Genomic DNA, 13577 nt, shown 5'->3' on the forward strand with positions numbered 1-13577 from the left:
CACAACCCCAGCGGCTCGGCCGCTGGGGTTGTGCTGTTTCTCGGTGGTTCGAGCGTACGCGGGGTCAGTCACCCCAGGTGTCGGACTTGCGGCCCCACCCGGTCGTGAAGTCGCGGGGTTCGGCCCCCAGCCACCAGACCAGCAGGCCGACCGCGGCGACACCGGCCACCATCACCGGCAGCGCCAAGCCGCCCACGCCCCAGCCGAAGCTGCCCAGCGCCAGGAAGACCAGGCCCACCAGCACCGGAGCCAGGACCACCCAGACGGCATAGCCGCCCAATCGCTTCAGCACGGCCGGGTCATGGTCGGCCCACCGCGGCGCCGAGCCCCGGGCGACACCCACCATCAGCGCCCCGCCGAAGCTCGCCGCAGCGATCACGGTGCGGACCTGCAGCTCCTCGATCGTGGTGACGTGGAGATACATCACCGGCAGCAGCATCGCCGCGCCGGCGGGAGAGTCCGGGCTCACCAGCCACGCGATTCCGATGGCGCAGGCGATCACGGTGATCGGGTGCAGTTCCCCGACCTGGGTCCACGTCACCACCAGCCCGATCAGCACCAGGGCGACGTGCAACAGGACCAGTTTCAGATGTGAATTGCTCATGCGCGTGCCCTCGGTGCGTTGGCGGTGCGGCTGACCTGCAGCAGGACCTCTCCGAAGGAGGTCGAGTCGTGCGCGTTGACGACCGGGACGCCGCGGTACTGCAGCTCCTCGATCAGGGTCTTGCGCCGTTCCCGACGTCGCTGCCAGGTCTCCGCCTTGGCATTTTTCTGGCCCTCCTCCTCGCTCTCCAGGTCTTCCTCCTTGAGGTGGGCCGGGAAGGTGTCGATCACCACGACGTGGTCACCGGCCACCAGCGAACTGGCAGCGATCTGGGCGATCTCGGGCCAGATCAGCGGCGAGAACAGCACCACCAACGCGCTGTTGGCGCGCTGCATGGACCGCATCTGGTTGTAGTAGAGGACGGTGCCGTCGTTGTAGTGGGCGGACCGGCCACCGTCCGGCGTTCCGATCAGGGCCCGTTCCACCCGCAGCAGGTGCGAGGACCCCGACGTGGCGCGCAGCTGACGTCCGGTGCCGGCAATGTCAATCATCCCGACCCGATCCCCGAGCCCGAGGAAGTGGTCGGCGAGGCCGGCCGCCAGGCGTACGGTCACGTCATTGCTGGAGGCATTGCCGTCCAGCCCGGTCGAGCCGCCCAGGTCGTCGCGCACGTCAAGCACCAGCTGGACCTGGGTGTCGCGTTCGTTCCAGGTCGAGTTGACGTAGAGGTCGCTCGAGCCGCGCGCCATCGCCCGGGAGGTGACGCGCCAGTTGATCCGCTTGAGCCGGTCCCCGGTGCGGAACATGCGTACGTCGGCCAGTTCGCCCGAGTCGCCCGGCGTCCGCGAGGTGTGACCGCCCACCACACCCATCGGTGAGGGAACGTTGCGACCAGCGTTGATCCGGGTGTGGCTCGGCATCACCGTCAGGTGCGGCAACCGCTGCACCAGCCCGGGGGCCCGCCAGCCACCGTCGGCAGTCTCGACAGCGGTGTTGAGGGACCCCAAGCTGTGGTGCCCCCAGCGCATCGGACGGATCGCGATGGCCATCGACAGCGACTTCTCGCCGACGGCGGCGACCGCGAGCTGGCCACCCTCGGTGGTGCGCACCCACGGCGTACGCGGGTGCACCACGGTCACCGTGCTGTGGTCGGGTAGGCCGCTCATGGTCGCGACGATGGTGGCGTCCTCACCTTCACGCACCGCACCCTTGGGCGCACGTACGGTCATCTCCACGCCGCCCTTGGGGCGTCGGGATCCGACGATGAACAGGTACGCCAAGCTGGGCGCAGCCAGCACCAGCAGCGAGGGCCGGTGCAGAGTCATCGCCAGCACGACGCCGACGATGCTGACCAGCAGCGCGCCCCACGCCGCCCAGGACAGCCGCCACTGCGGGGTCATCGCTGCGCAGCCGCGCCGGTGTTTGCGTCGCTCGGCACGGGGACGCTGGCCAGCACCTCGGCGATGACCTGCTCGGCGGTGATCTGCTGGAGCCACAGCTCCGGCTTGATCGTGATGCGGTGCGCCAGCGCGTACACGGCGATGTCCTTGATGTCCTCGGGCACGACATAGTCGCGGCCGCGGATCAGGGCGACTGCCCGCGACACCGTCAGCAGGGCCTGCGAACCACGCGGCGAGGCGCCGACCAGGATCGAGTTGTGGCCGCGGGTCGCCGCGGCGACCCGGACGCAGTAGCGGCCGATCGACTCGTCGATGCGGACGTCCTCGACGGCCGACTGCAGTGCCAGCAGGCCTTCGGCGTCGATGACCTGCGGCACCGAGGTGTCGTCCGTACGCCGCTGCATGCGGCGCTCCAGGATGTCCCATTCCTGGTCCTGGTCGGGGTAGCCGAAGCCGAGCCGCAGCAGGAACCGGTCCAGCTGGGCCTCAGGCAGCGGATAAGTGCCCTCGTACTCGATCGGGTTGGCCGTGGCGAGCACGTGGAACGGCCGCGGCAGCTGATGCGTGGTGCCCTCGACGGTCACCTGCTTCTCCTGCATGGCCTCCAGCAGCGCCGACTGGGTCTTCGGAGGGGTTCGGTTGATCTCGTCGGCCAGCAACAGGCCGGTGAACAGCGGACCCTCGCGGAACTCGAATTCGTGGCTGCCCTGGTTGTAGAGGAAGGAGCCGGTGACGTCACTGGGCAGCAGGTCGGGGGTGAACTGCACCCGGTCGAACTTCAGCCCCAACGCCTGCGCCAGGCTGCGAGCGGCCAGCGTCTTGCCCAGACCGGGGTAGTCCTCCAGCAGCACGTGGCCGCCAGCCAGGATGCCGGCCAGCACGAAGGAGAGCTCCTCCTCCTTGCCGACCACCACGGTGGAGACCGCCTTGACCACGTCGGCGGCGGCCTGCACGGCCTGGTCGAACGGCATCGAGCCCGGCGCCTGACTGGACGTCTGACTGCTGGGTGCGTGGTGGCCCGATTCGGTCACCGCATGCTGTGGCACGGCGCCGGTCTCGGCCGCGTTCTGGGGATCCGGTGTGTTCGTCACGAGGTCCTCTCTTGGCCGTCAGTGGTGACGGCCGGGGGTCGGGTCAGGCGTGCTTGCTGGTCTGGTCGTGCTGGGTCTGGTGGTGCTGGTCCTGCTCGGCCTCGTCCGCCTCGGAGGTGGCCTGAGGTACGTCCAGCGGGGTGCTGTCGTCGGTGAGCCGGAAGCGCGGTTCGGGGCCGCGGTGCCACTCCCGGCCGGCGATGCCGCCGTCGGCCCGGCTCATCTGCCACCACAACACCGCCACGCTGAGCGCCACCACGGCTCCCAGCACAGTGAAGTAGATGGTCGAGGCCTGTCCGCCGGAGGAATTGGTGGCGAAGGCGAAGAAGACCACCGCGGCCGCGCCGAGCACGGCGATGGCGACGAGCACCCGGTTGGCTGTGATCATCGGTCCCCTCCTGAGGCGGCTTCCAGAGCGGCCAGGCGTTCCTGCTCGAGCCGCTCGGCTTCCTTGCGGTCGGCAGCGGCCTGGCGTTCGGCGGCCTCACGCACGGCGGTGATGATCGCGGTCAAGGCAGCCCGGGCCTGGTCCAGGTCCTCGCGGGAGGTTTCATGTCCCGAGAATCGGGCCCGCCGGTAGAGCCCGGCGAGATCGATGACGTCGGTCTGGGCGGCGCGCAGTTCGGCGGCGAGCCGGGTGGCGTACTCGGTGCTGGTCTCCCAATCCTCGCGGGGTTCGCTGACCGCAGCACCGGCGCGTTGCACCGCCTGCCAGGCGGCGATGATGCCTTCGAAGGAGTAGTCCTCCAACTGCAGCAGGGCTGCCTGTCCTTCTTCCTCGAGCTGATCGGCGACCTCGGTGCGGCGTACGCCTGGTTCCTTCGGCTTGGGCAGCTCGATGTTGCGTTCCCGCAACCAGTTGATGAAGCGGACCAGGAAATAGATGCCGACCGCGAGCAGCACCAGCCCGGCGATGACCAGCGCCACGTTGACCATGGACTGCAGCAGATCATCGCTGCCGTCGGGGGAAATCTGGGGCTGAGTCATCCCGGTCGGGACTGCGGGCGTGACCTGCTGCGGGGGCGGCGGTTCCCATCGGATGTCCGGCGCGAGATAGACCTGCTGTCCTCGGGCGACCGCAACAATCACGATGAACACACCGACCACAGCAAGGACGACTTGCCACCACCGTCGTTGGCTCATGGCCCCAAGGTAGCAGTAAGGCTTTACCGGTGCCGCTCGATGGCAACGCTGCGGGCGCGTCTAGGGTGGTCGCAAGCCGAACATCATCGTGGAGGTACGCCGTGAAACGCCAGCGACAGCTGTGGTTGTTGCGCCATGCCGAGGCAGCGCAGCCGGCCGCACGGGATCTGGACCGGCCACTGACGGAGCGGGGTCAGCGGCAGGCAGCCCAGTTGGGCGAGACGCTGGCGGCAAGCAACGTCCTGGTCGATCTGGTGCTGTGCTCGCCGGCCCGGCGCACCCGCGAGACGTTGGCGGGCCTGACGCTGGCCCCGGAGCCGGAGGTCCGGATCGTCGGCGGGATCTACGAGGCCGGCGTCGACACCCTGCACGAGCTGGTCCGCGAGATCGACGAGACCGCGACCACGGTGCTGATGGTGGGCCACGCCCCGGGCATTCCGGGGCTGCTGCACGCCTTGGCCGATGCCGACTCGACGACCCGGCTGGCCCCCGTGGCGCATCATTATCCGCCCGCAACAGCAGTACGCCTAGTCTCGCCGCTGCGCTGGCAGCAGTGGGACCAGGCGTACCTGTCACAGGTGCAGCTGCCTCAGGCCTGAGCCCGCGACCACTGCGGTCGGTTGATGGTCGTTGCAATTGCCCGTCAGTTGGCCGTGCCGTTGAACGGGCTGCCCTGCTGCGGCGCTGCGCCCGACTGGTTGCCGTCCGCGAGTGCGGCTGCTTCGGCCCCGGTCATCGGCCGGTGCTGCTGGCCATCGCTGGGAGCCTCGGCCACCTGCGCGTAGGCGTCGCTGGGCACCTCGGGCTCCTGGTTGGAATCCTGCTCCGTGGCGTAGATCGCCTCGCCGGTGCCGGGCTCCATCTCCTGCTTGGCCGGATCCTCTGGCGTCGTGCTCATCGGGTCCTCCTGTTGGTTGGGCGGCTACTGTGCCGCTTGGACCGGGCGGGGTGTACGCCCGTGACCACATTTTGCCGTATCGGGCTGCGACACTCTGCGCCGGGGTGTCCCTCAGGTGCGTGGCCGCCACCCATCTGTCGCTCACCAACCGCCGACCGAACCACCGCCGGCGCCACCGCCACCGGAGAAGCCAGAGCCACCACTGGAGGAGTCCGAGGGCGCTGTCATGGCTTCGGTGGTGGCGCTGCTGAAGCTGTCCAGTGCGCTGGTCAGGGAACCGCTCGACAGCAGCGATGAGGTCGCCATGGAACCGGCGTACCACGAGGTGTCGGCGGTGTACACGCCACGTTCGCGCAGCTCGTCGAAGACCTTCACCCAGCGCTCGGCCACCCCGAACACGACGGCGTAGGGCAGGTACTTCGAGAAGATGTCGACGCCCTCCTCGAACTTGATCTGCTCGGCCTCGGCGGTGGACAGGTACAGCCTGAAGCCCTCGATGCGAGCCTGCAGCGCGGTGCCGTCGGGGGTGCGCGACGGCATCTTGCCCGACAGCGCCATCACGACGACCCCGGCCAGCGCCACACCGACACCCAGCCAGCCCAGGCCGAACAGGAAGCCCAGTCCGAAGGCGGCTGCGCCGCCGACCAGCACCGCCGCCATGCCGATGCCGATCCAGCGTGCCCGGACCTTGGCGGGCGACTCCGCGAACCAGCCACGCTTGACGGTCTGCAGGTCCAGCTCGGACTTCACTGCGGTGACGGTCTCCGGGAAGGTGCCCTCGTTGAGGTCCTTCAGCCGAGCCTCGGCGCCGTCGGCGAAGAAGGCGTCATAGAGGCGTCGCTCCCAACCGGCCAACTCCCCCGGGTTGCGGTCTCCCTGCACCACGGTGAAGTCCTTCGGGTCGTCCTCGCGGATGCTGAGGAATCCTCGCACCGCCAGGTCGAGGATGGTCGCCGTGACGTCCTCGGAGTCGGCGGACTCGTCGACCACGGTGCCGATCAGACCGGGCTGAATGCCCTCGGGCGGAGCGAACTCGACCGCCACCGGCCCGGTGGACCTGGCGGTGGTGCTGGCCGCGTCACCGGACAGGCCCGGGGTGACGCCGGCGTACTGCTGGTCGCGACCCTTGCGGCGCACCTGCACTCCCATCAGCGCGGCACCGCCCACCGCGAACAGCCCGCCCAGCCCGATCGAGACCGGGGAGGGTTCGAACATGGTTTCCAACGACGCACGCCGGGAGGTGAAGAACTCGGGGTCCTGGAAGGTGCCGGCACCGACGCCGGCGACGATCTGCCAGCCGTCATTGGAGTTGGGGATGAGGATGTCTTCCTCGAATTCGGCGACCTCGCCGCTGTGCTTGGCCCCACACGGGTAGGTGTAGCCGTCCCCCGAGAAACAGGCCGACTGCTGGATCTCGCCGGGCATGGTCACCCGGGCGGTCAATCGCACCGTCGGGATCTCGGCCGCGCTGAGGATCGACCAGCTGAGCTCATCCATCCCCGACCCGGTCCGGTCGGCCGGGTTGACCAGTCCCCTGATCGTGGCCTTCACCTGATAGCTCTGCAGCCCGGTGACCTCGACGTCCTCGTCGCCGATCCGCAAATAGCGAATGCCCTTCTCGGTCTCCTCCTGAACGTCCGCGGGGGCGCCGGTGCTGGAGCTCGCCGACACGTTCTCGATCTTGTAGTTGCGCCAATGCTCCGGGTCGTCGGCCATCTCCTGCCGTTCCGGCAGCCCGATGACGGGCCCGTGCCCGGGCGTACCGAAGTCGAAGTCGAAGTCGTAGGTGACGTGGACCGTGCCGTCCGGATCGACGACCGCCTCGACGTGGAAGCGCTCGATCGCCCAGTCCTCGTCGTCGGCGTACGCCGGCGCAGCCAGCACCACCATCGGCGCCACCAGCAGCAGGGCCAGCAGAGCTCGGAGCATTCGGGTGGCGGGCCAGGTGGAGGTACGCATGCCCCAAGACTAAGGGGCCCCACGACAAACGGCCCCGGAAGCTTCCGGGGCCGTACTGGAGCCGCTTACCAGATTCGAACTGGTGACCTACGCTTTACGAGAGCGTCGCTCTACCACCTGAGCTAAAGCGGCGTACCGACGAACGAGTATACGCATCTGCTCGGCAGCCCGCACCTTCGCGATTTCCCCCTCAACAGGTGGCGTCCTGGTCCGGCAGCCCGGCCCCGGTCAGGTAGCGCACCACATGGTCATCCACGCAGGCATTGCCCATCCCGTAGCTGCCGTGGCCATCACCCTCGCGGGTCACCATCACGGATCCCACCATCGCCTGATGGGTCTTCAACGCCTCCTCGTACGGGGTGGCGGAGTCACCGGTGGACGCCACGATCAGCACGCCGGGAGCGCCCTCGCCGGTGATGTCGGGTTCGTCCCGGGCGCCGGTGGGCCACTGCTCACAGATCACCGAGGGACCGAAGTACTTCCCGAAGAAGGGGGCCTGCTCCTGGTCCTGCGCCCACTGTTCCCGCCCCACCGCCAGCCCGCGGTCCTTCCAGTCGACGCACTGGATCGCCCAGAACGCGTAGGTCAACGTGTCATAGCTGCCTGCGGCACTGCGGTCATTCATGGCATCAGCGACCCGCAACATCGCATCACCGTCGCCGCCTTCGGCCGAGGTGATCATCCGGGCCACGAACTGCCACGAATCCGGCCCGCCATAGAGCGGCAGGATGATCGCACTGACCGCCAGCGACAGGGTCAGTTGCCGGTCCCCGACGGGCAGCGGCGAGTGCCGCAGGCTCTCCACCAGCGCGGTGATCCGTTCGATGACCGCATCCGGGCTGTCGCCCAGGTCACAGCTGCGGTCCGCGACGCACCATTCGGCGTACGCCCGCAGTTGCCGGTCGAAGCCGATCGCCTGGATCGCGCCCTCCTCGTCGGAGATGTTGACCGGCGCGTCCAGCACGATGGCGCCGGCGTTCTCAGGGAAGACATGGGCATAGGTGGCGCCGATCTGGGTGCCGTAGGAGTACCCCAGGTAGCTGAGCTTGGCATCGCCAACCAGGTGGCGCATCAGGTCGAGGTCCCGGACGGTGTCCTCGGTGGAGATGTGGTCCAGCAGGTCCCCGGAGTGCTCGGCGCAGGCCTGCCCGAAGTCGAAGGCGGCCTGCCGGTAGGTCTCGTATTCGGCATCGGTCTCCGGAGCCGGGTTGGTCTCCAGGAAGGCGTCGGTGGCGGGTCCGTCGAGGCACTGGACGGGGGTGGATTCGCCGGTGCCGCGGGGGTCCCAGCCGACGATGTCGAAGTCCTCGAGGCCGTCGGTGCTGAAGGACTGGGCCAGCGACCGCCCGCCCTGGCCGGGACCGCCGGGGTTGACGAAGATGCTGCCGCGAGCCGGCTGCCGCTTGGCCGGCACCCGCAGCAGCTGCAACTCCAGCGAACGGTCCCCCGGATCCGACCAGTTGAGCGGGGCGCGGATCGCGGCGCACTCCGCGGTCCCGCAGCGCTCCCATTGGATGCCCTGGTCGAGGTACGCCTGCAGATCACCGAGCGCCGGGCCGATGCCGGGCACGGTGCTCGGAGCCAGGGCGGTGTCGGGGCGGTCCGGGGAGGTGCCCTGGACTCGGCCGGCCGCGTTGCGTTCCTCGTTCTGGCCCGGCTCGCGGGGCTCGCTGGGACCGCTGGTCGGTCCGGATCCGGCGGGCCCGGACCGCGGCCCGTCGGTCATGCCACCGGTGCCGGACGGCGTACATCCGGTCACCAGCAGGGCGGCAGTCAGGACTGCCACCAGGGTGATCCACCGGGAAGTGCGGGGCGACCGGTTCATGGGGGCAGCCTAACCGGACACAGTTCGGCCCCGGCCTGCGAACAGGACCGGGGCCGAGGGACTGCGTGTCAGGCGCGTGCTGCGGCCTTGCGGCGACGGCGGCCGCGAGTGAGCGCGGCATCCATGCTCCAGCCGCCGGCACCGATGGTGAGCAGCAGGAAGCCGGAGATCGCGAGCATCAGTTCGAGCTCACCGGAGAAGCCCGGCACGCCCGGCTGGAAGGGGCTGAAGGCGCCCCAGTAGACCAGCGCCAGGGCGCCGCCGGTGATGAGGGTGACGCCCAGGCCCGACAGGCGGGTGAGGAAGCCCGTGATCAGCGAGAGTGCGATCAGCACCTCGCAGACCGCCACGACGATCGCCAGGATCGACGGCTCGGGCAGCACGGTCTGGCCGAAGAACTCCTGGGTGCCGGGCAGGTCCTGGAAGTGCTGGATGCCGTGGATGCCCATGATGCCGCCAAGCACGACCCGGAAGAGGAAGAGCCCCAACGACGGGAAGAACTTGTGGGTCGTCGGCTTCTGCACCACCGGAGCGGCCGTCTGGGTCTGCTGGACCTGCTGCGTCGACTCCTCCGGCAGCCGCTCGCGGGTGCCGAGGGCGCGGTCGCGGGCCTGCCGGTCCGTGGTGCGGGGCTGCTCCGGGGCCGGCTTTTCCTGGACCGGCGGCATCTGCTGGGTCGGCGCCGGGTCATCGCGACGGCTGCTGGCGGCGGCACCGAGACCGGCACCGGCAGCGCCGGCACCCACGCCTGCGCCGGCTGCAGCGGAGTGGTCACGATCCTGGCCGCGCGTCGACTCTTGGCTGCGCGGGATCTGCTGGGTCGCCTCGGGATCGTCGACAGGCTGGTTCGACACCACCTGAGTCGGCTCGGCGTCGTCGTCGGCGCCCTCACCGTACGCCGCCGCGGCACCGGGAGTCCGGCTGCTGTCCTGAGTGCGGATGTCCTGCCCGACCGTCGAGGTGGTGTCACCGGGCAGGGCGCCGCCCAACTGCTGCCCCGGGGCCGAGCTGGTGGAGCCGGCGCCGCTGGTCGGGCTGTCGTTGGTCGGACCGTCGTTGGTCGGGCCGTCACTGGTCGGACTGTCGCTCGCCGGGTTCACGGCGCCAGTGTCCGGGCCGGTCTCGGCCGCGCTGTCCTGCGGCACGCCGGCCTGCTGGTCCGGCTGCTGACCCGGCGCGGGATCTGCTGCGGTCCCGCCATCGGTGGCCGGCTGCTGGCCCATGATCTTCTCCGCCACCGATGGTGTACCGGTCTGCTCCGGGTTGCCGCTGGCGCTGTCGGCGCGGTTGTCGCGGGCGTTCCGGAAGAGCGACTCGGTGGATTCCTGGTTGACGTCGGTACCCTCGCCTGCGGCAGACTCCTGCGGCACGGCGCTGTCGTCCTTGCTGTTGCTGGTCACGGGACCATCCTCACGTTCGGCCTCACGGCGGCGGGCATGGATACGGGACACATTCTCGCAGCCGCACCGCCACCAACCGGGCACGACACCCGGTCAGAGCGGGATTTCCTGCGACGCCACGGGTGAGTCGGTCAGGCCGGTAGCCCCAGTTTGACCATGAGCGCCTCCACCGCCAACAGCGGCGCAACATTGCCCTCGAGCGCCACCATGCAGGCCTCCAACGCATCGAGCCGACGCACCGTGACCTCCGGTGTACTGGCATCGGCGACCTGGGCCACCTCGGCGACCAGGTCCGGGTTGACCGGCTCGGCGGCTGCCCCCAACTGGCGGGCCATCACGTCCCGGTAGAACGCCGTCAGTTCACTGATCGCCGACGCCAGCCCGTCGCGTTGCAGCCGCTTGGAACGAAGCTTCTGCTGCTCCTCGAGGTCTCGGAAGGCGGCCGCGACGTGCCGTTGTCGGCGGCCCTTGCCGCCGCCCTCCCCCAACTGTTCGGCGAGTTCGGCGGCTTCGGTCTTGTCCAACTCACCGGTACGCCGGCTCGCCTCGGCCGCCGTGGAGTCGACCAACTTCTGGGCCGCAGTCAGGCACGCCGCCAGACTGGTCAGCCGGGTCGGCAGCAGCAACACCTCACGGCGCCGCTCCCTCACCTCGGGGTGGCGCGCCAACGCCCGGGCTCGCCCGATGTGCCCCTGGCTGGCGCGGGCGGCCAACCGTGCGGTCTCGGCATCGCAGCCATCCCGGCGTACCAACAAATCGGCGATCGCGTCGACACTGGGGGTCACCAGCCGCAGCTGTCGGCAGCGGGACCGGATCGTCACGATCAGGTCCTCCGGGGTCGGGGCGCACAGGATCCACACGGTCCGCGGCGCCGGCTCCTCGATGCTCTTCAGCAACGCGTCCGCGCCCCGCTCGGTGACCCGATCGGCATCCTCGACGACCATCACCTGGTGGCGGCCGGTCGCCGGCGCCAACGCCGCCGAGCGCACCAGCTCCCGCACCTCGTCGACGCCGATGGAGAGCTTCTCGGTCCGCACCGAGGTGACATCAGGGTGGTTGCCCGACATCACGCTGCGACAGGCGCGGCAGTCGCCACACCCGGTGCGCCGCTCGCACTGCAGCGCCGCGGCGAAGGCCAACGCCGCATTGGAACGCCCCGACCCGGGCGGTCCGGTGAACAGCCAGGCGTGGGACATCGCATGTCGGTCCCGGTCGGCGCCGGCGATCGCGGCGCGCTGCAGCACCTCCGCGGCCCGATGCTGGCCCACGACGTCCTGCCAGACACCGGTCATCACGGTCTGGTCCACTCCCGCAGCAGTCGTCATCCCAGCGCCTCCACCGCAGCCAACACCTGGGCCGCAATCCGGTGCACCGGTTCCCGCGCCGGCAGCACCAGGTAGCGCTCCGGCGCCGCGGCAGCCAGGTCGAGGAAGCCCTGCCGGACCCGGCGGTGAAACTCCAGCCCGGCCGACTCGAGCCGGTCCAACTCGGCCTTGCCGGCCAGCGCATCGGCGGGGTCCATGTCCAGGACCACGGTCAGGTCCGGCACCAACGCACCGGTGGCCCAGGCCGCCAGCCGAGCCAGGTCCTGCGCCGGTTCGCCGCGCCCGGGCCCTTGGTAGGCCAGCATCGAATCGACATAGCGGTCGCAGACCACGTCGCTGCCCTGCTGCAGCGCGGGATGGACCACCTGGTCGACGTGCTGGGCCTTGTCGGCGGCGTACAGGAGCGCCTCGCAACGATCGGACAAGGTGGCGTTCGGATCGAGCAGGATCTCGCGGATCCGGGTGCCGACCGCCTCCCCGCCGGGCTGTCGGGTCGCGACCACGGACCTGCCGGCGCCCTGCAGCGCCTCGGTCAGCAACCGCACCTGGGTCGACTTGCCGGCCCCGTCGCCGCCCTCGAAGACAATGAAGCGGCCCCGGCCGGCCGTCGCGGGCGACCTCACCGCTTGCCTCGCGGCTTGACCTGGCCGGTGACCTTCGCGCGCAGCTTGGGCCACCGCTTCGCGAATCGGCGGCGCGCCACCGCGCGTTCCCGGCGGTGCGCCTCGTAGTCGCGGCCGGCGTCGAAGGCATCCTCGACGGTCAACCCTGCAAAATCGGGCCGGGCCAACGGATCCGCCGCTGGTTCAGCCAGGGCGGCCAACCGGCGTACGCTGCGGCGCAGCCTGCGGGCCAGCTTCGGCTCCAGCCACCACACCAACTCGATCACCGAACCGAGCTCCTTGGTCGCGGTCAGCAACGCTCGCCAAGCATCGGTGGAGCCGGCTTCGGGCGCCGCCGCCAACGAGTCACCCAACGCCAACACCGCGGCTGCCTGTTGCTGCAGCCGTTCCCGGACCGCCTCGTCGGCGGCGCGGGCGCCGCCGTCGCCGAGCGCCGGGGCCCGGGAGGCGAGCACCAACCGGTCCAGCACCGAGGCATACAGGGCCGTACGCCAGGGCTGCTCGGTCGCCAACAGTTGGTCCAGGTCGGTGCGCAGTTCGCTCCACCACCGCGGCTCCCACCAGGCGCTGAATCCGGCGAGTTCCTCGCGGGTGCCGGCCAGGGTGCGGACCAGTTCCTCGGAGTCGGCAGCCTCGGCCCGGAAGGCGAGGTCACCGCGGACCAGCTGGCGCAGCCGGTGCCCGACGACCCCGACCGCGAGCTGTTCGACGGTCTCGTCCTGGCTCACCTTCACCGGCGGCGGCACATCGGACAGCCCGGTCGCCGGGGCGCCGATCCGCTGCTGCAGGGAAGGGAAGCGGGTCACCACGATCGCGCCTGAGGCGGTCAGCAGTCTTTCCAGGGCGGCGAACTGCTCATCGGTGGCGCGGTCGGAGACCAGCTTGACCTCGCGGTAGCGGGCGGTCGTCAGTCCGCCGCGCCGGACCGTCACCTGGTCATCGCGGACCCGCGCCAGCACCGCGCCGGCCTGATCGCGCAGTTGATAGGTCTGCCGCTGGCAGTCCAACCCGGCCACCGGACCCAGCGGGGCCCGGCGCCACAGCGGCACCAGCCGGTCCAGCAACTCCAGCGGCAGGTCGGCGCTGCCCATCGGCTCGGTGTACTCGCGGGGCAACATCGGCGCCCAGTTCGGGCAGGCCAGATACCAGTCGCCGGTGGAGCGCATCACCCGGTGGGCCAGCACCACGCCGCTGCGCAGCAGCCGAAAATCAGGGGCGTCGAAGACGGTCGCCTGCAGGTCGTAGGTGTCGCTGACCTGCCGCACCACCGCTGCCACGCCGGCATTGCCCCGGAACTGGAGCGGCGCCCCTGCGTACGACATCTCGCAGCGCAGGACACGCTGATGGTCCTTGGCCATCCCCACCTCCG

Annotated in this window: 13 protein-coding genes and 1 tRNA gene; 1 reads left to right on the top strand and 13 read right to left on the bottom strand. The window is 70.1% G+C overall.

Going from position 1 to position 13577, the window contains the following annotated elements; translation table 11 throughout:
- Nucleotides 1-64: 64 nt before the first annotated feature.
- Genes CGZ91_RS03780 through CGZ91_RS03800 form a run of 5 tightly spaced genes read right to left on the bottom strand, consistent with a single transcriptional unit; the run spans nucleotide 65 to nucleotide 4178 of the window.
- Nucleotides 65-604: a hypothetical protein gene (locus tag CGZ91_RS03780; protein ID WP_094452631.1), complete on the bottom strand. Its 540-nt coding sequence runs from the start codon at nucleotides 602-604 to the stop codon at nucleotides 65-67.
- Complete coding sequence (locus tag CGZ91_RS03785) at nucleotides 601-1944, bottom strand: DUF58 domain-containing protein (RefSeq protein ID WP_094451689.1); 1344 nt, start codon at nucleotides 1942-1944, stop codon at nucleotides 601-603. Before CGZ91_RS03785 ends, CGZ91_RS03780 begins: the two co-directional genes overlap by 4 nt.
- Nucleotides 1941-3035, bottom strand: a complete 1095-nt coding sequence (locus tag CGZ91_RS03790; protein WP_229116403.1) for an AAA family ATPase — start codon at nucleotides 3033-3035, stop codon at nucleotides 1941-1943. The genes CGZ91_RS03785 and CGZ91_RS03790 overlap by 4 nt, the downstream gene beginning before the upstream one ends.
- A 43-nt stretch (nucleotides 3036-3078) precedes the next feature.
- Nucleotides 3079-3423: a hypothetical protein gene (locus CGZ91_RS03795; protein ID WP_094452633.1), complete on the bottom strand. Its 345-nt coding sequence runs from the start codon at nucleotides 3421-3423 to the stop codon at nucleotides 3079-3081.
- Entirely contained in the window at nucleotides 3420-4178 is a 759-nt protein-coding gene (locus CGZ91_RS03800; protein ID WP_094452635.1) for a DUF4129 domain-containing protein, read from the bottom strand. The genes CGZ91_RS03795 and CGZ91_RS03800 overlap by 4 nt, the downstream gene beginning before the upstream one ends.
- Before the next feature lie 101 nt (nucleotides 4179-4279).
- On the opposite strand from CGZ91_RS03800, the gene CGZ91_RS03805 reads away from it, so the two are divergent.
- Nucleotides 4280-4777 (top strand): SixA phosphatase family protein, encoded by a 498-nt coding sequence (locus tag CGZ91_RS03805; RefSeq protein WP_179229197.1) that lies wholly within the window; start codon nucleotides 4280-4282, stop codon nucleotides 4775-4777.
- Nucleotides 4778-4821: 44 nt separating this feature from the next.
- On the opposite strand, the gene CGZ91_RS03810 is transcribed toward CGZ91_RS03805, so the two are convergent.
- The 8 genes from CGZ91_RS03810 to CGZ91_RS03845 form a co-directional block, all read right to left on the bottom strand.
- Nucleotides 4822-5076, bottom strand: a complete 255-nt coding sequence (locus CGZ91_RS03810; protein WP_094452639.1) for a hypothetical protein — start codon at nucleotides 5074-5076, stop codon at nucleotides 4822-4824.
- A gap of 141 nt (nucleotides 5077-5217) precedes the next feature.
- The gene (locus tag CGZ91_RS03815; protein ID WP_094452641.1) at nucleotides 5218-7035 is read right to left on the bottom strand and encodes a DUF2207 domain-containing protein; all 1818 of its coding nucleotides are present in this window, start codon (nucleotides 7033-7035) and stop codon (nucleotides 5218-5220) included.
- A 56-nt stretch (nucleotides 7036-7091) separates the two neighbouring features.
- Nucleotides 7092-7167 (bottom strand) — tRNA-Thr (locus tag CGZ91_RS03820).
- Nucleotides 7168-7225: 58 nt separating this feature from the next.
- Nucleotides 7226-8860, bottom strand: coding sequence for an alpha/beta fold hydrolase (locus CGZ91_RS03825; RefSeq protein ID WP_094452643.1), 1635 nt, complete (start codon nucleotides 8858-8860; stop codon nucleotides 7226-7228).
- A gap of 68 nt (nucleotides 8861-8928) precedes the next feature.
- Nucleotides 8929-10260 carry a DoxX family membrane protein gene (locus tag CGZ91_RS03830; RefSeq protein ID WP_094452645.1) on the bottom strand — a complete coding sequence of 444 codons (1332 nt, stop codon included), beginning with the start codon at nucleotides 10258-10260 and terminating at the stop codon, nucleotides 8929-8931.
- Between the two features lie 131 nt (nucleotides 10261-10391).
- Nucleotides 10392-11585 carry a DNA polymerase III subunit delta' gene (locus CGZ91_RS03835; RefSeq protein WP_094452647.1) on the bottom strand — a complete coding sequence of 398 codons (1194 nt, stop codon included), beginning with the start codon at nucleotides 11583-11585 and terminating at the stop codon, nucleotides 10392-10394.
- Complete coding sequence (tmk, locus tag CGZ91_RS03840) at nucleotides 11582-12208, bottom strand: dTMP kinase (RefSeq protein WP_094452649.1); 627 nt, start codon at nucleotides 12206-12208, stop codon at nucleotides 11582-11584. The genes CGZ91_RS03835 and tmk overlap by 4 nt, the downstream gene beginning before the upstream one ends.
- Nucleotides 12205-13566: a CYTH domain-containing protein gene (locus CGZ91_RS03845; protein WP_094452651.1), complete on the bottom strand. Its 1362-nt coding sequence runs from the start codon at nucleotides 13564-13566 to the stop codon at nucleotides 12205-12207. Before CGZ91_RS03845 ends, tmk begins: the two co-directional genes overlap by 4 nt.
- Nucleotides 13567-13577 lie beyond the last annotated feature (11 nt).

The organism is Parenemella sanctibonifatiensis (assembly GCF_002250565.1).
GTDB lineage: Bacteria > Actinomycetota > Actinomycetes > Propionibacteriales > Propionibacteriaceae > Parenemella > Parenemella sanctibonifatiensis.